The sequence below is a fragment of the uncultured Methylophaga sp. genome (genome assembly GCF_947259025.1).
Lineage (GTDB): Bacteria > Pseudomonadota > Gammaproteobacteria > Nitrosococcales > Methylophagaceae > Methylophaga.
In genome coordinates, this window is record NZ_CAMYKO010000001.1 from 124,386 (window position 1) to 144,816 (window position 20,431).

General features: G+C 53.5%; 22 protein-coding genes and 1 tRNA gene. 12 read left to right on the forward strand and 11 right to left on the reverse strand.

Translation table 11 applies throughout. The annotated features are described in order from the left end of the window. The first annotated feature begins 4 nt into the window (after window positions 1-4). From soxC to Q0X64_RS00625, 5 genes are all read left to right on the forward strand, one after another. Window positions 5-1,264 carry a sulfite dehydrogenase gene (gene soxC / locus Q0X64_RS00605; protein ID WP_297807608.1) on the forward strand — a complete coding sequence of 420 codons (1,260 nt, stop codon included), beginning with the start codon at window positions 5-7 and terminating at the stop codon, window positions 1,262-1,264. Then, complete coding sequence (locus Q0X64_RS00610) at window positions 1,233-1,778, forward strand: cytochrome c (RefSeq protein WP_297807610.1); 546 nt, start codon at window positions 1,233-1,235, stop codon at window positions 1,776-1,778. Before soxC ends, Q0X64_RS00610 begins: the two co-directional genes overlap by 32 nt. A 17-nt stretch (window positions 1,779-1,795) precedes the next feature. Then, window positions 1,796-4,297, forward strand: coding sequence for a glycogen/starch/alpha-glucan phosphorylase (locus Q0X64_RS00615; protein ID WP_297807611.1), 2,502 nt, complete (start codon window positions 1,796-1,798; stop codon window positions 4,295-4,297). A 100-nt stretch (window positions 4,298-4,397) separates the two neighbouring features. Further along, a tRNA-Arg gene (locus Q0X64_RS00620) sits at window positions 4,398-4,474 on the forward strand. Between the two features lie 170 nt (window positions 4,475-4,644). Next, window positions 4,645-5,451, forward strand: coding sequence for a DUF2927 domain-containing protein (locus tag Q0X64_RS00625; protein WP_297807613.1), 807 nt, complete (start codon window positions 4,645-4,647; stop codon window positions 5,449-5,451). An 89-nt stretch (window positions 5,452-5,540) separates the two neighbouring features. Here Q0X64_RS00625 and Q0X64_RS00630 read toward each other — a convergent pair whose 3' ends face one another. From Q0X64_RS00630 to Q0X64_RS00640, 3 genes are all read right to left on the reverse strand, one after another. Further along, entirely contained in the window at window positions 5,541-6,386 is an 846-nt protein-coding gene (locus Q0X64_RS00630; RefSeq protein WP_297807616.1) for an OmpA family protein, read from the reverse strand. Window positions 6,387-6,562: 176 nt separating this feature from the next. Beyond that, complete coding sequence (locus tag Q0X64_RS00635; RefSeq protein WP_297807619.1) at window positions 6,563-7,705, reverse strand: PilT/PilU family type 4a pilus ATPase; 1,143 nt, start codon at window positions 7,703-7,705, stop codon at window positions 6,563-6,565. A gap of 11 nt (window positions 7,706-7,716) precedes the next feature. Next, window positions 7,717-8,754, reverse strand: coding sequence for a type IV pilus twitching motility protein PilT (locus Q0X64_RS00640; RefSeq protein WP_297807621.1), 1,038 nt, complete (start codon window positions 8,752-8,754; stop codon window positions 7,717-7,719). 90 nt (window positions 8,755-8,844) lie between these two features. Here Q0X64_RS00640 and Q0X64_RS00645 point away from each other — a divergent pair, with 90 nt between their 5' ends. From Q0X64_RS00645 to pyrE, 6 genes are all read left to right on the forward strand, one after another. Further along, window positions 8,845-9,543: a YggS family pyridoxal phosphate-dependent enzyme gene (locus Q0X64_RS00645; protein ID WP_297807623.1), complete on the forward strand. Its 699-nt coding sequence runs from the start codon at window positions 8,845-8,847 to the stop codon at window positions 9,541-9,543. A gap of 44 nt (window positions 9,544-9,587) precedes the next feature. Further along, complete coding sequence (proC, locus tag Q0X64_RS00650; RefSeq protein WP_297807626.1) at window positions 9,588-10,421, forward strand: pyrroline-5-carboxylate reductase; 834 nt, start codon at window positions 9,588-9,590, stop codon at window positions 10,419-10,421. Continuing rightward, complete coding sequence (locus tag Q0X64_RS00655; RefSeq protein WP_297807629.1) at window positions 10,414-10,980, forward strand: YggT family protein; 567 nt, start codon at window positions 10,414-10,416, stop codon at window positions 10,978-10,980. The genes proC and Q0X64_RS00655 overlap by 8 nt, the downstream gene beginning before the upstream one ends. A 125-nt stretch (window positions 10,981-11,105) precedes the next feature. Then, on the forward strand, window positions 11,106-12,254 hold the full coding sequence (locus tag Q0X64_RS00660; RefSeq protein WP_297807631.1) for a homoserine O-acetyltransferase: 1,149 nt from the start codon (window positions 11,106-11,108) through the stop codon (window positions 12,252-12,254). 2 nt (window positions 12,255-12,256) lie between these two features. Beyond that, a complete protein-coding gene (gene metW, locus Q0X64_RS00665; protein WP_297807880.1) occupies window positions 12,257-12,856 on the forward strand; it encodes a methionine biosynthesis protein MetW in 600 nt (199 codons plus the stop codon). Continuing rightward, on the forward strand, window positions 12,853-13,494 hold the full coding sequence (gene pyrE, locus Q0X64_RS00670) for an orotate phosphoribosyltransferase (protein WP_297807634.1): 642 nt from the start codon (window positions 12,853-12,855) through the stop codon (window positions 13,492-13,494). Before metW ends, pyrE begins: the two co-directional genes overlap by 4 nt. On the opposite strand, the gene Q0X64_RS00675 is transcribed toward pyrE, so the two are convergent. Beyond that, window positions 13,491-14,279, reverse strand: a complete 789-nt coding sequence (locus tag Q0X64_RS00675; RefSeq protein ID WP_297807637.1) for a sulfite exporter TauE/SafE family protein — start codon at window positions 14,277-14,279, stop codon at window positions 13,491-13,493. The genes pyrE and Q0X64_RS00675 overlap by 4 nt on opposite strands. Between Q0X64_RS00675 and Q0X64_RS00680 the strand changes: the two genes are divergently transcribed. Continuing rightward, window positions 14,278-14,949, forward strand: a complete 672-nt coding sequence (locus Q0X64_RS00680; protein ID WP_297807640.1) for a DUF4124 domain-containing protein — start codon at window positions 14,278-14,280, stop codon at window positions 14,947-14,949. The genes Q0X64_RS00675 and Q0X64_RS00680 overlap by 2 nt on opposite strands. On the opposite strand, the gene hisC is transcribed toward Q0X64_RS00680, so the two are convergent. From hisC to Q0X64_RS00715, 7 genes are read right to left on the reverse strand one after another with little or no spacing between them, the layout of a single operon-like run. Beyond that, complete coding sequence (gene hisC, locus Q0X64_RS00685) at window positions 14,946-16,001, reverse strand: histidinol-phosphate transaminase (protein ID WP_297807643.1); 1,056 nt, start codon at window positions 15,999-16,001, stop codon at window positions 14,946-14,948. The two genes, Q0X64_RS00680 and hisC, sit on opposite strands and share 4 nt — an antisense overlap. Window positions 16,002-16,003: 2 nt before the next feature. Continuing rightward, on the reverse strand, window positions 16,004-17,305 hold the full coding sequence (gene hisD, locus Q0X64_RS00690) for a histidinol dehydrogenase (protein WP_297807646.1): 1,302 nt from the start codon (window positions 17,303-17,305) through the stop codon (window positions 16,004-16,006). Further along, window positions 17,298-17,942 carry an ATP phosphoribosyltransferase gene (gene hisG / locus Q0X64_RS00695; RefSeq protein ID WP_297807649.1) on the reverse strand — a complete coding sequence of 215 codons (645 nt, stop codon included), beginning with the start codon at window positions 17,940-17,942 and terminating at the stop codon, window positions 17,298-17,300. The genes hisD and hisG overlap by 8 nt, the downstream gene beginning before the upstream one ends. Before the next feature lie 3 nt (window positions 17,943-17,945). Next, on the reverse strand, window positions 17,946-19,223 hold the full coding sequence (murA, locus tag Q0X64_RS00700; RefSeq protein ID WP_297807652.1) for a UDP-N-acetylglucosamine 1-carboxyvinyltransferase: 1,278 nt from the start codon (window positions 19,221-19,223) through the stop codon (window positions 17,946-17,948). Between the two features lie 23 nt (window positions 19,224-19,246). Continuing rightward, entirely contained in the window at window positions 19,247-19,471 is a 225-nt protein-coding gene (locus Q0X64_RS00705) for a BolA/IbaG family iron-sulfur metabolism protein (protein WP_297807654.1), read from the reverse strand. Between the two features lie 23 nt (window positions 19,472-19,494). Continuing rightward, on the reverse strand, window positions 19,495-19,800 hold the full coding sequence (locus tag Q0X64_RS00710; RefSeq protein WP_297807657.1) for an STAS domain-containing protein: 306 nt from the start codon (window positions 19,798-19,800) through the stop codon (window positions 19,495-19,497). Beyond that, window positions 19,797-20,429 (reverse strand): phospholipid-binding protein MlaC, encoded by a 633-nt coding sequence (locus Q0X64_RS00715; protein WP_297807659.1) that lies wholly within the window; start codon window positions 20,427-20,429, stop codon window positions 19,797-19,799. The genes Q0X64_RS00710 and Q0X64_RS00715 overlap by 4 nt, the downstream gene beginning before the upstream one ends. Between the last annotated feature and the right edge of the window lie 2 nt (window positions 20,430-20,431).

Below are 20,431 nucleotides of genomic sequence, written 5' to 3' on the forward strand. Positions count from 1 at the left end.
CGCCATGGCCCGCTCACCGCTTCACAGTCGTCGTCAGTTTTTGCAGTACACGGCTTTGGGTGGTGCTTTTGCCGGCTTCAGCCTGCCTGTGTTGGCGGCACAAACTGCGCCCGATTTCCGCGAGATTCTGCCAGGGTCGATGACCCGCGCCGGGGCCGACTTTTCTAATTACGGCCAACCCTCGGCCTATGAAAAAAAGGTGATCCGCTGGATTTCAGCCAACAGTGAGATGACTGGCAATGGCGTCTCCTGGAGTCCACTCCACGAATTGCAGGGCACGATTACCCCCAACGGCTTGCACTTTGAACGTCACCATAATGGCGTACCTGACATTGACCCGGCACAACACGAGTTGTTGATTGACGGTCTGGTGGAACGGCCGCTCAAATTCACTATCGATGCCCTTAAACGCTATCCCCAGCAATCACGGATTAGCTTTATTGAGTGTGGCGGTAACAGCAACAGCAGTTTTCGCAGCAAACCGATTCAGACACCCGCCGGCTATGCCCATGGCCTGGTATCCAATGCCGAATGGACCGGCGTAGCGGTGAAACTGCTGTTGGAGGAAGCCGGCCTCAAGCCTGCAGCCAAATGGGCAATCGCCGAAGCGGCTGACGGTGCCTCTCTCAATGTCAGTATTCCGGTCGATAAGTTACTGGATGATGCGATGCTGGCGCTGTATCAAAACGGTGAACGGCTGCGCCCTGAAAACGGCTATCCTGTGCGGCTGCTGCTCCCGGGCTGGGAAGGCATTGTCAACGTCAAATGGTTGCGCCAGTTGAGGCTGCAGCAGACGCCGGCAATGACCCGCGATGAAACGTCGCAATATACCGATTTAATGCCGGATGGCACTGCCCGCCAATTCAGTTTTGAAATGGCGGCGAAATCGCTGATTACCTCGCCTTCTCAGGGCATGACCCTGCCCGATAACCCGGGTATATATCAAGTCACCGGATTGGCCTGGTCCGGACGGGGCAAGATTACGCGGGTTGAAGTCTCTGCTGATGGCGGAGAGAGTTGGGTCGATGCAGATTTGCAAGCCCCCATATTGGACAAGGCCTTCACCCGCTTCAGCCTGCCCTGGCAATGGCAGGGGCAGTATGCTGTGCTGCAGAGTCGGGCAACCGATGACTCTGGCTATGTGCAGCCCAGTCGTGAACAACTCATCGCTAATCGGGGTCGCCATGGCTATTACCATTTCAATGCGATCATCAGTTGGGAAGTCTATGAAGATGGATATATCAGCCATATCTATCCGGATTAGCCTGTTGCTGGTGCTGTTTTGGTGTAGCGCTGCGCTGCTGGCCGAACCACAGTACCAAGCCCTGGGCCAGTCAGCCTCTGAACTGACTGAACAGCCACAGTGGAATCTGACGATCAGTCCGGATGGAACAGGTCTGCCACCAGGCTCAGGCGATGCAAAAGTGGGCCAGCAGATTTTTGAACAGCGCTGCGCCGGTTGTCATGGTTTTGATGCCATTGGCGCCAGTGCTATGCCGCTGGTCGGAGAATTAGGCTCGCTCCGCAGTGAATACCCGGAAAAAACGGTCAATAGCTACTGGCCTTATGCGACCACGCTGTTTGACTATATTCGCCGGGCGATGCCGCCTGCTGCGCCCTATTCGCTGAGTAGTCATGAAATCTACGCACTTTGTGCTTATATTCTAAGTCAGGATGGTATAATTGAAGCCAATGTGGAACTCAACGAAGTGACACTACCCCAGGTAAAGATGCCTAATCGGGATGGCTTTTCTGCCGTCTATCCAAACAACCGCTGAATTTGAAGGATCCGTCTATGAGCCCACGCTATGCTTGTACTGCTACGCCTGCGCCGGCGTTATATGAAACCCCGAAACTGGGGATGAATAGCAGCGATCTGATTAACGATTTCAAACGTTATTACGGTACCTACCTGGCCCAGGACAAAGGCTATATCTCCAGTCATTATTTCTATACCGCGCTGGCCATGACCTTGCGCGACCGCCTGTTCAACCGAATGAAGCACACCAAGCACACCTATGCCGAGGCCAAATGCAAACAGGCCTACTACCTGTCGATGGAGTTTCTGATGGGGCGTGCCATGGGGAATGCTGCGCTCAACCTGGGACTGGAAAAGGAAACAACACAGGCCCTCAATGAACTGGGACTCAACTTTGAAGAGTTGATTGAAATGGAACACGATGCCGGCCTGGGTAATGGTGGCCTGGGTCGTCTGGCAGCCTGCTTTATCGACAGTTGTGCCACCTTGCAATTACCCGTTACCGGTTACGGCCTGCGCTACGAATACGGCATGTTCAAACAGAAGATCGATAATGGCTTTCAGGTAGAAAAGCCCGATCACTGGCTGCGTGACGGCAATCCCTGGGAACTGGAACGGCCCGAGTTCACTCAACGCGTCAAGTTCGGCGGCCACACTGAATTCCACCAGGACCATGACGGTCAGATGCGCGCCTACTGGGTGGCTACCAATGATGTGCTGGCCGTACCCTATGATCTGCCGGTGCCCGGCTATCAGAACGGCACGGTCAACAAACTCCGCCTCTGGAAGGCCACCGCCACTGATGAGTTCAACCTGGAAGACTTCAATGCCGGTTCCTATACCGACGCAGTGGCTGCCAAAAACGAAGCCGAAAATATCAGCATGGTGCTCTACCCCAACGATGCCAGTGAAAACGGTAAGGAACTGCGCCTGCGTCAGCAATACTTCCTGGCCTCTGCCAGCCTGCAGGACATTCTCGATTACTGGGTCACCAACAACGGTGAGCATTTTGACGACTTTGCCGATAAAAACTGCTTCCAACTCAACGACACCCACCCGACTGTTGCCGTCGCTGAACTGATGCGCCTGTTGATGGACGAGCACAACCTGACCTGGGATAAGGCCTGGGAAATCACCACCCAAACCATGGCCTATACCAACCATACACTGCTGCCAGAAGCGCTTGAGCGCTGGCCGGTGCCGATGTTCGGTCGCCTGCTGCCACGGATCCTGGAAATCATTTACGAAATTAATGCCCGCTTCCTGCGTGAAGTGGCCAATCACTGGCCCGGCGACAAGCAGAAGCTGGCGCAAATGTCGATCATCGAAGAAGGTCACGAACAACAAGTCCGCATGGCTCATCTGGCGATTGTCGGCAGCTATTCAATCAATGGCGTCGCTGCTTTGCACTCGGAGCTGCTGAAAAAAGGCCTGTTCCATGACTTTTATCAACTGTGGCCACACAAGTTTAACAACAAAACCAACGGGGTCACGCAGCGCCGCTGGCTGGCCTGGTGCAACCCGGATCTGAGTCAATTGCTCAACGAGACTATCGGCGAAAACTGGATCACCAACCTCACGGAGCTGAAGAAGCTGGCACCGCTGGCGCATGACAAACCGTTTCAACAGAAATGGCACCAAGCCAAACTGGAAAACAAGAAAAGACTGGCAGCGCTGGTCAAACAGAGCTGTGGTGTTGAGTTCAATCCTGAGGCGCTGTTTGATATTCAGGTCAAACGTATCCATGAATACAAACGTCAATTGCTCAATGTGCTACATGTCATCCACCTCTATGATCGCATAAAACGTGGTGACACCGAGGGTATGACTGAGCGCTGCGTCTTGTTTGGCGGCAAGGCCGCGCCGGGTTATGTGATGGCCAAACAAATCGTTAAGCTGATCAACAATGTCGCCAATGTGGTTAACAATGACCCGGATGTCGGCGACTGGCTCAAAGTGGTATTCCTGCCCAATTATCAGGTCTCAGCGATGGAAGTTATCTGCCCCGCCGCCGACCTGTCGGAACAGATCTCCACCGCGGGCAAGGAAGCCTCGGGGACCGGCAATATGAAGTTCATGATGAACGGTGCCATCACCATTGGCACGCTTGACGGTGCCAATATAGAGATCCGTGAAGAAGCCGGTGAGGAAAACTTCTTCCTCTTCGGCCTCACCGAGGAAGAGGTGGATGCAGCCCGGCAAGACTATAATCCTCGCGCTATCATCCACAATGATAGCGACCTGCGGCGGGTCGTCGATTTACTGGAGTGTGGGCACTTCAACCAGTTTGAACCGGGCTGTTTCGATGATGTTGTTACCGCCTTCACCAGTCCCGGTGATCCATGGATGACCGTCGCTGACTTCCGCAGCTATGTGGATGCCCAGCAGCAAGCCAGCGAAGCCTATCGGGATCGCGACCGCTGGCTGGCAATGAGCATTATCAACAGCGCCAATAGCGGCAAGTTCTCTACCGATCGCACCATGGAAGAGTACAACCAGGAAATCTGGAAGCTGGAAAAAATCAACCCGCAATACTAAAGCCTGGTCGGGCGTATTCAGCCGGATACGCCCGGCCCTGCCATGTTTTAATGCAGAGCCACTGTAAAATCCGTATAATCTGGCATCCTTAAGCTTATATGCGCCCGTAGCTCAGCTGGATAGAGTATCGGTTTCCGAAGCCGAGGGTCACAGGTTCAAGTCCTGTCGGGCGCGCCATTTTCCTGTCTGAATTGCTAACATAAAAAAACCGCCACGGAAGACCGCAGCGGTATAGAGGAAAACTCATTTAGCTAGAGCTTGATTACAGCGTATGAAATCAGCACAGCGGACGATATAGGAGTAATTCCTTTTTTGCCCAGGTCAGTCTCAGGGCATACACTGGGCAAATGATTCGATCACCCTTTTTCAGCCCCTTAGCAGCCGGTCTGCTGTCTCTCAGCCTGTCTCCGATGGCTTTCGCCACAGAGCTTTTACACTGGCAACAAACGGCTTACATTCAGGACAGTTTCTATACCATCGCACTGCAACGCGAGCATGGCTCAAAGCCGGAAACTACGCTCAGCAAGTGGCATAGCCCCATCCGCTTTTATATTGATGATCGAACTGCCGATAGAGCCTTGCATGAGCGCATGGTCAAGCAGCATATGCAGCATCTGGCGGCGATTACCGGTTTGTCGGTGACGCCGACCGCGCGGATTGATAAAGCCAACCTGCACATTATTTTCAGCAGCGAAACAGCCCTGGCCGGAGACCTGCAACAAGATCTGGGCATCAATAAGCCCAGCCTTCATCAACAGTTGCTGACCGACAGCGTTTGCCTGGGCCGCATTAGCGTGGCTGACAATGGACAGATTAAAAACGCAGCGGTATTGATCCCAGTAGATCGGGCAAGGGCACATGGCAAACTGATGGCTTGCGTGGTGGAAGAACTAACGCAGGTGTTGGGGCTGGTCAATGATTCAACCGCGGTCTATCCCTCGATCTTTAATGACCGCTCTTTCAATGACTTTCTGAGCGGCCTCGACTATCTGCTTTTGAAACTACTCTACCATCCTGATATGAAGGCTGGTATGAACAGGGAGAAACTACAGCCCCTGGTGGCAGATATCGTGTCAGCTGAAGCCTTTCAGTCGCTTATTCACGATGCTCAGCGTCATGTTCAAAACGGTAGCCTGGAGAACTGGCTGGACTGACACCTCAGCGATCATCCCAAAAAACCTTAACGGCAGGCAAAAAAAAGGGCTCTGCAAGCAGAGCCCTTTCAACAAATTTATTATTGTTGTTATTGATTGACCACGAAGTCAACGCGGCGATTCATCGCACGGCCAGCTTCGGTGTCGTTGCGGGCGACCGGTGAACTCTCACCCAGACCAACTGGCATCAGGTTACTACCAGAAATACCACGTGAAGTCAGGTAGTCAACGACTGACTCAGCACGGCGTTGTGACAGGTCTTGGTTATAGGCTTCAGGACCGATATTGTCAGTGTGACCTTCAACTCGGACTTCAACCACTTCATCGGTTTCTTTGAGCAGGGTAACCGCTTCTTCCAGAATGTCCTGAGCTTCTGGTGTCAGTGTGGCTTTATCAAACTCAAAATTAACACCAGTCAGCGACAGCAGGTTTTCACCTGGCAGCGGACAACCATCTTGGTCGACAATCACACCTTCTGGTGTACCAGGACACAGATCCAGGTAATCTGCCACTGCGTCATTATCGGAGTCCAGTGGACAACCGACACGGTCTACGGTGACACCTTCCGGTGTATTACGGCACAGGTCGATACCGTCATAAACGCCATCGCCATCTGTGTCATAGGCACAACCGTTTTGATCCAGCAGGGCACCCGGTGGTGGCTCTACCGGACAAACCGGCTCTTCAACCATCGGCTCTTCAGCTTCAGCCTCTTGCGGGCAGAGCAACAATGCCAGAGCCGCACCGGCTACAGCACCACCAGCACCAGCACCACTTGCACCACTGGTTGCAGCTGAAGCGGCACCACCACCAACCAGCGCGCCACCAAGGGCACAGAAGAGGTTGTTAGTCGATTGGCGTTGATTAGGGCCAGCACAACCGGCCATCAAAGCTGCCAAAAACAGGACAGCTAATAACTTGCCTGATAGTCTCATTTTGCCTTCCTTTTCTTTTCCCTAGAGTTAAACATAAACCTAACAGGGATATCGCAAAGGCTACCAGCCCCACCGACATCACACTGTTGTAGTTTGGCTACATCATAGCCCGTATTTCAAGTAACGTCTAATTAATTGCAGCGATTAATTTATTTTTTGTGTCAAAAATACAACACCTAAAACCGGCTCAGCATGCCTTCATCTTCAGGCTCCAGTGACAAGCTATCAACACTGTCATCAGCAGGCAGTTCACCCGACTCAGTACCCAGCTTGATCATCAGCCGGACCTCGTTGGCTGAGTCGGCATTTTTCAGTGCATCTTCGTAGCTGATTTCACCCGCTTTATAGAGATCATAAACAGCTTGGTCAAAAGTCTGCATGCCCAGTTCGCGGGAGCGTTTCATGACATCTTTGATTTCACCGACCCGACCTTTTTCAATCATATCCCCCACCAGCGGCGTATTGAGCAGGACCTCAACCGCTACCGTGCGGCCATTGCCATTTTTTCTGGGGATAAGACGCTGGGCGACCACCGCCTTGAGGTTGAGAGACAGATCCAGAAACAGTTGTTTATGCCGCTCTTCCGGGAAGAAGTTAATCACCCGATCCATGGCCTGGTTCGCATTATTGGCATGTAGCGTCGATAGACACAGGTGACCCGTTTCAGCAAAAGCGATACCGTAATCCATAGTGTCGCGGGAGCGGATTTCACCAATCATGATGACGTCCGGCGCTTGGCGCAGCGAGTTTTTCAGCGCGATTTCATAGGAATCCGTATCAATGCCGACTTCACGCTGGGTGACGACACAGCCGGCGTGCTGGTGATTGAACTCGATAGGATCTTCAATACTGAGAATATGGCCAGTGCTGTTATGGTTACGATAACCAATCATCGCCGCCAGCGTGGTCGACTTACCACTACCCGTCGCACCGACAAAAATCACCAGTCCGCGCTTGGTCATCGACAGTTCCTTGATGATCTCGGGCACATGCAGTTCTTCTATGGTGGGAATTTCATCCTTGATCCGGCGCAGCACCATCGCGACACGATTACGCTGGAACAGCGCACTGACCCGGAAACGACCGGCGCCTTTGGTTTCCAGTGCGTAATTACATTCCTTGTCACGCTCAAAAATTTTCTTTTGCTCATCCGACATGGTGCCCAACACCAGATCCCGGGCGTCATCATCGGACAGGGCATCCTGTGACAGCGTCGCCATACGGCCACTGACCTTCAGCGTGACCGGGCGGCCGGCAGTAATGAAAATATCCGAGGCATCATGCTTCACCGCGGCTTTCAAAATGGTGACAATATCCATGGTGCAGCCTCCTATCGGAATAGATCTTTGTTCACAGCGCGCGGCAAGGCTTCATTCTTGGTGACCTGTTGACGTCTGACCATATCCTGCAGGCATTGATCCAGCGTCTGCATGCCCACGGCCCCCCCGGTCTGAATCGCCGAGTACATCTGTGGCACCTTGTCTTCGCGGATGAGATTACGAATCGCGGGCGTACCTATCATAATTTCGTGAGCAGCGATTCGGCCACCACCGACTTTTTTCATCAGGGTTTGCGATATCACCGCGCGTAAAGACTCAGACAACATGGACCGCACCATGTCTTTTTCAGCAGCCGGGAACACGTCGATAATCCGGTCGATGGTTTTAGCCGCCGAAGAGGTATGCAGGGTGCCGAATACCAGGTGACCGGTTTCCGCCGCTGTCAGAGCGAGTCGAATCGTTTCCAGATCACGCAGCTCACCCACCAGGATAATATCCGGATCCTCACGCAGCGCACTGCGTAAGGCTTCGCTGAAACCCAGCGTATCGCGGTGGACTTCACGCTGGTTAACCAGACATTTCTTGCTCTGGTGCACAAACTCGATGGGATCCTCAATGGTCAGGATATGCTCATTGTCTTTTTCATTGAGGTAATTGATCATCGCCGCCAGTGTGGTGGACTTACCGGAACCGGTGGGACCGGTGACCAGCACGATACCGCGGTGATTATCGGCAATGGCACGGAATATATCCGGTGCCCCCAGATCTTCAAGTGTCAGCACCTCGGACGGGATGGTCCTGAATACCGCTGCCGCCCCCCGGTTCTGGTTGAAGGCGTTGACACGAAAGCGTGCCATGTTGGGCACTTCAAATGAGAAGTCAGCCTCAAGGAACTCTTCGTAGTCCTTGCGCTGCTTGTCATTCATGATGTCATACACCATGGCATGGACTTCTTTGTGTTCCATGGGCGGCAGGTTGATACGCTTCACATCGCCGTCAACGCGGATCATTGGTGGTTCGCCTGCAGAGACGTGTAAATCGGAAGCCTTGTTCTTGACACTGAAGGCGAGCAATTCAGTAATATCCATCCACGTTCCTTTTACTGATTTGGTGTAATGTGTGCTTTTTAAAAATATTCGAATGCCTATAAAGTAGCGCGCTCACCACGGGCTTGCAACATGACTGAGATAAAAAACAGATTCAACTTCATCCAGCAGGCTATCCACGAAGCCGCAAAGCAGTCAGGACGTGCCCCTGACAGCATCCGCTTACTGGCCGTCAGCAAGACTTGGCCCGCCGATAAACTAAGGCAAATGGCCGTCCTGGGACAAGCTTGCTTTGGTGAAAATTACCTGCAGGAAGCGCTGGAAAAAATCGAGGCGCTGGCCGATCTGGAACTGGAATGGCATTTCATCGGCCCGATACAGTCCAACAAAACCCGAGACATTGCCGCGCATTTTGACTGGGCGCAGAGTATCGACCGCTTTAAAATCGCCCGCCGGCTTGACCAGCAACGAACCGATGAGCAAGCGCCGCTGAATATCTGCATACAGGTCAATATCGACAATGAGGACAGCAAGTCCGGTGTCAATGCTGATGAGGTGCTGTCGCTGGCTGAACAAATTGTTCAACTGGACAAGCTCCAACTGCGGGGCCTGATGGTCATCCCCTCACGCCAGACCGATGAAGCCGCCCAGCGAGCGAGCTTCCGCCGCGCCCATCACCTGTTTCAACAGTTACAACATCAATACCCTCAAGTGGATACACTGTCTATGGGTATGACCGCTGATTTAAGCGCAGCCATTGCCGAGGGTAGCACCATGGTGCGCATCGGCACTGCCCTGTTTGGGCAGCGTGATACAAGTCAGCGCCAATAAGCTTTACACTGAAAGCAACACACATCGCTAACAAAGGTTATTTAATGAAAGACTGTACGCTTGCTTTTATCGGTGCCGGCAATATGGCCCGCAGCCTGATTGGCGGACTGGTCAATAACGGCTTCCCGGCTCAGTCCATCCATGTGGCTGACCACAACACCGAAGCCCTGCAAAGCCTGACCGCACTGTATCCGGTGCAGACCTTCACTGACAACAATGCCGCTATCGCCGATGCCGATGTCGTGGTATTGGCCGTCAAACCCCAGCAATTACAGAAAGTGGTGCGTGATATAGCAGCCAACTGGCATCGCGCTAAACTGATGGTCTCGATTGCCGCTGGGATTCGTCTGGATGATATTGGCCGCTGGCTGGGCTTCGAGAATGCCGCCATTGTCCGTGCCATGCCCAACACCCCCTCTTTGGTTCAGGCTGGCGCTACTGCGCTGTGTGGCAATGCGCAGGTGACCAACGAGCAACATGAACTGGCAGAATCGATTTTACGCGCCGTGGGCCTGGCTCTGTGGGTTAAAGATGAACAGCAGATGGATGCCGTGACCGCCCTTTCCGGCAGTGGTCCCGCCTACTTTTTCCTGGTAATCGAAGCCATGCAGAGTGCCGGGATGGAACTCGGCCTGCCGGAAGACACTGCCCGGCTGCTGGCGCTGGAAACCGCCTTCGGTGCTGCCAAGATGGCGCTGGAAAGTAATGAGTCGGCCTGTGTATTACGTCAGCGGGTAACCTCACCGGGGGGCACGACTGAACGGGCGCTGGAAGAGTTTGAACAGGGCGACCTGCGTGGCCTGTTCAACAAAGCACTGGAAGCGGCAGCCGGCCGGGCTGCTGAACTCGCAGATCAACTGGGACAGGATTATGACTAACGGATATTTTGCCAACCCGCTGATTTTCATCGTTGAGACCTTATTTTATCTCTACATGGTCGTTGTGGCACTGAGGCTGGTGATGCAGTGGGCCAACTGGGACTATCACAACCCGCTGGCTCAGTTCATCATCAAAGCTACTCAGGTACCGGTTAAATTTCTGCGCCAATTCATTCCGGCGATGGGACGCTGGGATAGTGCCACCATCGTGCTGCTGATTGGTGTCACACTACTCAAACTACTGATAGTAGGCCTGATTGCCGGCGCATTGCCCGGCGGCCTGATGTGGCTGAAGCTGATCGCGGCCGAAATCTTTTCTTTATTTATCAGCATCTATACGGTCAGCATCATTGTTGAGGTCATCCTCAGCTGGGTGACCCCGGCGGGCAGTTATAATCCGGTCGCACCGCTGGTCTACCGAATGAATGCCCCGCTGTTGCGGCCGGTGCGAAATACCATTCCACCACTGGGTGGCATCGACCTCTCACCATTGTTTGTTTTGCTGGGCCTGCAGGTTCTGTCGATGCTGGTGATGCCGCTTTTGCTGGGGCGTGTCTGAACGCCCGGCAATAGAGATTCGCGACTCGCTGACAGCCGCTGATCCGCAATGCCAAGCTATGCCGGCATTGCGCTCAGCCCGCGCTCTGATTAGACTTAACGCTTTTTCAAAGGAATCAACCGTTTATGCCGGAGACGATACCAGCCGACTCTGTTGGCCTGGTCAATCCCACCACCTTGCATATTGATACGCCGCTGGAGTTGGACTGCGGTCGTACGCTGGCGAGCTACGATCTGGTTTATGAGACCTATGGCGAACTCAATGCCGATCACAGCAACGCCGTACTCATCTGCCATGCCCTGTCCGGCGATCATCATGCCGCGGGCTACCATTCCATGGAGGATCGCAAGCCCGGCTGGTGGGAAACCGCAATCGGTCCCGGCAAAGCGATTGATACCAACCGTTTCTTTGTGGTCAGCGTCAACAACCTGGGCGGCTGTAAAGGTTCGACCGGCCCCAATACGGTGAATCCTGAAACCGGCAAACTGTTTGGCCCTGATTTTCCTATTGTCACAGTGCCCGACTGGATCCGCAGTCAGGCAGTGCTGGCCGATAAGCTGGGCATTGAGATCTGGGCGGCGGTGATAGGTGGCAGCCTGGGCGGTATGCAGGCCCTGCAGTGGGCCATCAGCCTGCCCGAGCGGGTTCGTCATGCCGTCGTCATCGCTGCAGCGCCCAAACTGTCAGCCCAGAATATTGCCTTTAACGAAGTAGCGCGCACCGCCATCAAGTCGGATCCTGACTTTCATGACGGCCACTATATGGAGCTTAATACCCTGCCCAGACAAGGGCTGGGCCTGGCGCGTATGCTCGGTCATATTACCTATCTGTCTGACGAGGCGATGGGTCAGAAATTCGGCCGTGAACTGCGTAGTGGCAGTATCCAGTACGGCTATGATGTGGAATTCCAAATCGAGAGTTACCTGCGCTATCAGAGCACCAGCTTTGTCGGCCGCTTTGACGCCAACACTTATCTCTTAATGACCAAGGCGCTTGATTACTTCGATCCGGCCAAGGAGTTTGATGACGATCTGACGGCCACCTTGTCAGGCATCAAAGCCAAATCATTGGTGGTTTCCTTTACCAGTGACTGGCGCTTTTCACCGCTACGGTCGCGCGAAATCGTCAATGCACTGCTGGCTGCCGGCAAACCGGTGACTTATGCCGAAATTGAAGCCCATCAGGGGCACGATGCCTTCCTAATGCCGATTCCGCGTTATCTGGAAATCTTTGCAACCTACATGCAGAGCGTCGCTGAGGAGGTGGGCTCATGAACCTGCGTATCGATCAGCAGATCATCAGTGACTGGATTCCGGATGGTGCCAGTGTGCTCGATCTCGGCTGTGGCAATGGCGCTTTGCTCAACCATCTGCAACAGCGTCGCATTACCGGCTACGGCCTGGAAATCGATAACAGCAAGATTGCTGATTGCATCAAAGCCGGTATTAACGTTATTCAGGCCGATCTGGATGAAGGCCTGTCACAGTTTGCCGATCAGAGTTTTGATTTTGTGATCCTGTCACAAACACTGCAGGCCCTGAAACAGCCCGACTTTCTGTTGCGAGAAATCGTACGTGTAGGCAAAAAAGGCATTATCGGCTTTCCCAATTTCGGTCACTGGCAATGCCGCTTTCAACTGGCATTAGGTGGCCGCATGCCGGTCTCTAAAACCCTGCCGGCGGCCTGGTATGAAACCCCCAACATTCACCTGTGCACTATTCAGGATTTCGAGCGCCTGTGCGACTCGCATCATCTGGATGTGCTCAATCACAGCATCGTCAACCACGAACACAAAGACAGCCTGGGTATACGCCTGCTGCCTAACCTGTTCGGTCAGATCGCCGTTTACCTGGTACAACAACAAAACAGACCATGAAAGATTATCAACGCGAGTTTATTGAATTTGCCCTCGACACCGGGGTACTGAAATTTGGCAGCTTCACCCTCAAGTCCGGCCGTCAGAGTCCCTACTTTTTTAACAGCGGCCTGTTCAACAGTGGTGCCAGCCTGGCCAAACTGGGTCGTTTTTATGCCCGCACTATCGCTGAATCCGGCCTCGACTTTGATGTCTTGTTTGGCCCGGCTTATAAAGGCATTCCACTCGCTTCGACCACCGTTGTCGCGCTCGCAGACCAGCATGATCGGGATATGCCCTATGTGTTCAATCGCAAAGAAGTCAAAGATCATGGTGAAGGCGGCCAACTGGTCGGCGCTGAGCTCAAGGGTAAAGTGCTGATTATCGATGATGTGATTTCCGCCGGCACTTCAGTGCGCGAATCGGTAGAGATCATCCGCGCCGCCGGCGCAGAACCTGCTGGCGTTATTATTGCGCTGGATCGACAGGAACGCGGACAGGGCGAATTGTCAGCCATCCAGGAAGTAAAGGCCGAACACGATATCCCAGTCCTCAACATCATCTCACTCAATGATTTGCTGGGCTTTCTCCAGGACAGCCCGGAACTGGGTGAACACCTGCCTGCCGTTGAGGCCTACCGCGATCAGTACGGGGTTTAACCCAGGATCAGCTTGACGGACACCAGCAAGGTCACGATTTCAAAGACGCGTTTGATCCAGCGGTTGCCATGACGGATGGCGAGATGCGAGCCCAAGTAACCGCCCAATAACGAGCCGAGCAGTAAAGCCGGCAGCCAGTCCCAGCGGATATCGCCAAGCAGGCCAAGCGTGACCGCACCCGAGCCATTCCAGAACAGGCCCACCATAATCAGGGTATAGGCGACAGCGCGCTGGTAATCCATGCCAAACCACATTACCAGCCAGATAGTCACGAACAGGCCCGTACCCGACGTCAATGAGCCATTGAGAAAGCCCAGGAAGAACAGCATCAGGCCGCCCAGAACATAACCGCGCCGATCGCGATGTACCGGGGCATAATGTTGCCCCAGCTCCGATTTCATCATTGAATAAACGCCTAGGCCGCCGGTGAGCAGACCCAAAGCGATTTCAGCCCAGCGATCCGGCACCTGCAGGATCAGGCTGCCACCCAGCACCACGCCCGGCACCCCCGCCATCAGCATCAGCAATACAAACTGCCGCTCCAGACTGCTGCTGCGCAAATAGCGCAAAACCGCGCCCAGTCCCAGCGCTACACTGGCGACCTTATGAGTAGCCAGGGCCACGCCAAAACTCAGGCCAAGGAAAATCAATACCGGAAACTGCAGCAAACCGGCACCACCACCACTAAAGGCGGAAAATGTATTGGCTACCAATGACACCAGAAACAGGATAAATTGCTCAAGCAGGTTCAACTTTTCGCGAGGCCACTTTAGAATAAAGCCCATGATGATACGTAAAATCCTTTTTCGCAGCATCTTCTGCCTGCCGCTTGTCCTGCTCAGTGTCTCGGTCATAGCCGGCAACCTGTATCGTTTTGAAAACGAGGATGGCGTGAAAACACTGAGCCGCAGCCTGCCACCAGAAGCCGCTCAGCAAGGCTACGATATTCTGGACGGCAACACTATGCGGCTGATTGAGCGGGTACCACCGGCACCCACCGAAGCGGAAATCGCTGAAATGAAAGCCCGTGAAGCTGAAGAAAAAGAACGCCAGCGACAGCAGGCTGAAGCCGAAAAGCAAGCGCAGATGCAGCGCGAAAAACAGCGCCGTTATGACCGCACGCTGCTGACCACCTACCCCACCGAGGCGGATCTGATGGCCGCCCGTGACAAGGACATCAACTATCGTCAGGAGCAGATCCGCTTACTGAATGATAAGTTACCCAAACTGCAGCAAAGACTGGAGCACGTGCAGCAACAAGCCGCTAAAAAAGAGTTAAGCGGCGGCCAAATCACCAAAAATATGCAGAAAAGGCTGGACGCTGCACAACAGGAAATCACCGTGAGCCGTGATGCTATCGCTCAATACCGCGCTGAGATTGAAGAACTGAGCGAGCAATATCGCCAGGATTTGGAGCGCTTGCGACAGTTACGTGGCAGCAGCGCGCAGCGCTAGACCAGAGTATCAAGCAAGGACAGCAGTAGCTGATTCTCAGCTGGCGTGCCGATGGTAATGCGCAAGAACTGATCAATACGGCGTTTCTGGAAATGGCGCACGATCACGCCATCTTTTCGCAAGCCTGCAGCCAGTTCGGCAGCGTCATAGTCAGGATGGCGGGTAAACACAAAATTGGTTGCAGAAGGCAATACCTCAAAACCCAGCTCTTCCAGGCCTTTAACCAATTCATCACGACTTTCAATAACTAGGTCACAGGTCTTTTTGAAATACACCCGATCACGGATAGCCGCCACCCCGGCCGCCTGCGCCAGGCTGTCCAGCGGGTAGGAATTGAAGCTATCCTTGATACGCACCAGCGCCTCGATTAAGTCAGAATGACCAATCGCAAAGCCGATACGCATACCAGCCAGCGAGCGTGACTTGGAGAGAGTTTGGGTCACCAACAGGTTGGGATACTTCTGAGTCAGGGGAATAGCGCTCTCCCCCCCGAAGTCCACATAGGCTTCATCGATCACCACCACAGAATCAGTATTCTCCTGCAGCAGCTTTTCTATCTCGTCCAGCCCCAGCAGGCAACCAGTGGGCGCATTGGGGTTGGGGAAAATAATACCGCCGTTATCACGCAGATAATCATTGATATCAATCTGAAAATCAGTCGTCAGCGGAATTGTCTGGTAATCGATTTTATACAGCTGGCAGTAAACCGGATAAAAGCTATAGGTGATATCCGGGAACAGCAAAGGCGGTTCATGCTGGAACAGAGCATGAAATATATGTCCCAGCACCTCATCCGAGCCATTACCGATAAACACGTTGGCGGTATTGACCTTGTAGTAATCCGCGATCGACTGTTTCAGTTCCTGTGAGCCGGGGTCCGGATACAGTCTCAACCGGTCACTGACGCCCAGTTGTATGGCCTCCAGCACTTTTGGCGAGGGCCCATAAGGATTCTCGTTGGTGTTGAGCTTGACCAGGTTCGCCATCTTGGGCTGTTCACCGGGCACATAGGGCTGCAGATTATGAACAAAGTCGCTCCAGTAGCGGCTCATGATTAATCCTTCAGTCGATATTCTGCACTGCGGGCGTGAGCGGTCAGACTCTCACCGCGGGCCAGCACTGAGGCCACTTTGCCCAATTCCTGGGCGCCCTGCTCTGAAACCTGGATCAGGCTTGAACGTTTCTGGAAGTCATAAACGCCCAGTGGCGAGCTGAAACGCGCGGTGCGTGAAGTTGGCAACACGTGGTTAGGCCCGGCACAATAATCACCCAGTGCCTCAGGGGTGTGGCGCCCCAGGAAAATCGCACCGGCGTGGCGGATCTTTTCAGCCATGGCCATCGGCTCATCGACCGACAACTCGAGGTGTTCGGCAGCGATAAAGTTAGCGACTTCCACCGCTTTATCCAGATCATCAACCTGGATCATGGCAGCCCGGTTACTCAGCGACGTGGTGATAATGTCTTTACGTTCCATGGTTGGCAACAGCTTATCGATTGATGCCTTCACCTGTTGCAGAAATTCCGCATCCTGAGAGATCAATATCGACTGGGCATCTTCGTCATGCTCGGCCTGTGAGAACAGATCCATGGCAATCCAGTCTGGATCGGTCTTGCCATCACAAATCACCAGAATTTCAGATGGGCCGGCAATCATATCAATGCCGACTGTGCCGAACACCATCCCTTTGGCGGTGGCAACAAAGATGTTACCCGGCCCCACAATCTTATCGACCTGGGGAATGGTTTCAGTGCCATAAGCCAGTGCGGCTACCGCCTGGGCACCACCAATCGCAAAAATCCGGTCAACACCCGCGACCGCCGCGGCCGCCAGCACCAGTTCATTGACTTCATCGTCCGGTGTCGGCACCACCATAATCAGCTCACCCACACCAGCAACTTTGGCCGGAATTGCATTCATCAATACTGATGAGGGATAAGCGGCCTTGCCACCAGGGACATAGAGCCCGGCACGATCTAACGGTTTGACCTGCTGCCCGAGCACCGTGCCGTCTGCTTCGGTGTAGTGCCAAGAATCCTGTTTTTGATGCTCATGGTATTGTCTGACCCGTTCAGCGGCTGCTTCCAGTGCTTCGCGCTGTGGCTGAGGAATCTTGTCCAGGGCAGCTTTAGCACGATCCATGGAAATTTCCAGATCGGCCATCGTCCCTGCCTGAACCCGATCAAAACGACGGCTGTATTCAATCACTGCCGCATCGCCTCGGGTTTTCACTGCTTCCAGGATTTCACGGACGATTGTCGTGACCTTATCGTCAGAGACGCCTTCCCAGTCCAGCAGCGTTTCCAACTGCGGCCAGAAGTCCGCTTGCGTCGCGTCTAACTGTTTAATATCAACCATTATCTTTTTCTCTAACTGCATCGCGGATCTGCTCGATAAATGTCTGGATCCGCTTGTGCTTCATTTTCATCGAGGCTTTATTAACCACCAGCCGCGAGCTGATATCGGCAATATGCTCCATCGGCACCAGGCCGTTGGCTCGCAGGGTGTTGCCGGTATCGACCACATCCACAATGCGATCGGCCAGCCCTACCAGCGGTGCCAGTTCCATCGAACCGTAAAGCTTGATGATTTCCACCTGCTCACCTTTTTCAGCATAAAAGCGACGGGTACTCTCAACAAACTTGGTCGCCACCTTCAACCGACCATTGCTGGGCGGGACATCAGGTTTACCGGCCGTCATCAGTTTGCAACAGGCAATCTGCAGATCCACAGGCTCATAAAGCTCGGCATGCGGATGCTCCATCAGCACGTCTTTGCCGGCCACACCGATATCGGCACCACCATATTCGACATAGGTCGGTACATCGGAAGCGCGCACGATAATCAGTTTGACATCCGGCTGATTGGTATCGAGGATCAGCTTGCGACTGGTTTCAGGGTCATCCAGCGGTTCAATCCCTGCCGCTTTCAGCAGAGGAAGAGTCTCCTTGAAAATCCGCCCCTTTGACAGTGCCAGCGTCAGTGAATCAGACATAGACTAAGATGCTCTCCTCGCGCTGGGCACGCGACGAATACGGGCACCCAGTTGTTGTAGTTTCTCTTCAATACATTCATATCCGCGGTCGATATGGTAAATGCGTTCCACTTCGGTATCGCCCTCGGCTACCAGCGCTGCCAGCACCAGACTGGCAGAGGCGCGCAGATCGGTGGCCATCACCGGTGCAGAAGTCAGCATTTCCCTGCCCTTGCAAACCACAGTGTTGCCTTCAATTTGCAGGTCAGCGCCCATACGCTGCATTTCCTGCACATGCATAAAGCGGTTCTCGAACACGGTTTCGACTATGGTCGCCTGGCCTTCAGCGATGCTGTTCAGCGCCGTAAACTGGGCCTGCATATCGGTCGGAAATGCCGGGTAAGGGGCTGTGCGCACATTGACCGCTTTGGGCCGGTTGCCTTTCATATCCAGTGAAATCCAATCATCACCGACATCAATATAAGCCCCCGCCTCTTCCAGTTTGAGCAGTACCGATTCCAGTTGATTAGCATCCGTGTCTTTGAGTTTGACCCGACCACGGGTCAGGGCTGCCGCCACCAGATAGGTGCCGGTTTCGATACGATCAGGCAGAATCTTGTAGTCAGTACCGCTGAGCGATTTCACGCCTTCAATGGTCAGTGTGGCCGTACCGATGCCTTCGATCTTGGCGCCCATTTTATTCAGGTAATGAGCCAGATCAACGACTTCAGGCTCCCGCGCCGCATTTTCAATTACGGTGGTGCCCTCAGCCAGGGTGGCCGCCATCATCAGGTTTTCGGTGCCGGTCACGGTGACCTGATCCATAAAGATATGCGCACCTTTGAGTCCCTTGCCGCTGGTGGCACGGATATAGCCATTTTCAACACGAATCTCGGCGCCCATTTGCTCCAGCCCGTGAAGGTGCAGGTCGACTGGCCGCGAACCAATGGCACAACCACCAGGCAGAGACACGTCCGCTTTGCCGTATTTCGCTAATAGAGGTCCCAATACCAGGATTGAGGCCCGCATGGTCTTGACCAGATCATAGGCGGCTTCGGTATCGGTGAGGGTGCTGGGGTCAATCACTACACCGGAACGCTCATCAACGATCAGGGTCACGCCCATTCGTCCCAGCAGTTCCAGCGTGGTGGTAATATCGTGCAGATGCGGCACATTACCGATACGTACCGGCGAATCGGCCAGCAAAGCGCCCATCAGGATGGGCAAGGCTGCGTTTTTAGCACCGGAGATACGAATTTCGCCGTCAAGCGCGACACCGCCGTTGATGATCAATTTATCCATGTTGTTTGTCTGCGCCTGTTGGCTTATTTAGGCGCAGCGGTTTTCAGGCCGAGCGCATGTAATTCGCCGCTGGTGAATCGGTCACCCAGCGTCGCTTTGACCATTTTGTGCTGTTCAATCAGGCTTTTGCCGTTGAATGACGGACTGACAACCACAGCATCGAAATGCTGGCCATCATCGCCGTTGACTTCAACATCTGCATCGGGCAGACCGGCCTCAATAATTGCTTTTATTTCAGAAGCTTTCATAATTTGTCGTCAATTGGGGTTGGCTATTTCAAAGGTAAAATGGCATCCAGACCACTGGCTTTGGCAATCGCCAGCATTTGTGCCGGCAGATGCGTAAAACTGATGGTTTTATCTGACTGCTTTGCCTGCCGCATCCATGTGATGAGCAAAGCAAGACCCGCGCTGTCGGCGCGGCTGACCTGTGCCAGGTCAATATCAAGCTGCGGCGCTTTATCAAACAGCGGCTCGGACTCGGCCAGCACAGCCGAAGCACTATCCAGAGTCAATTCACCACTGACAAGGTAGCGCTGATTGTCGGCATCAAACTGTATGTTGAATAAATCGCTCATGCTTTGATTTTGGCATTGCGTTCAGACAAATCTTCAATCAGTTTATCCATGCCGCCTTTGCGGATCTCATTGGCAAAACTGGAACGGTAGTTGGTAACCAGGCTAATACCGTCAATTTTGACGTCATAGACTTTCCAGTCGCCACCTTTGTTCTGATACAGAGACAGAGACATCGGAATCGACGGACCGGCAGGCTGTACCACTTCCATCGGCACACTGACACGTTTGCGACTCAGATCGTCACGAAACGGCAGAAAGCGGATTTCTTCATCAGTATATTCCAGCATTGCGGTTGAGTAGGTACGGATCAGCAGCAGTCTGAACTCATCTACAAAACGTGCCTGCTGCTTGTCATCAGCACTGCGCCAGTTTTTACCCAGCGCCAGTTTCGACATTTTCTCAAAGTCGAAATGTGGCATCAGAATATCTTCCACCAACTCGTAGATTTTATCGGGGTTGGTTTCCAGTTCTGTCTTGTTTTCTGCCAGCGCGGCCAGCATTTTGTCAGAAGCCTGCTTGACCTGAGCCTGTGGTGCTGGCATTTCCTCGGCACCGGCCGGGCTGAAACTCATCATCATGACTGACAAAGCCAGCATGATTGACTGCATTGTTTTAACGAGCATGGTCATGA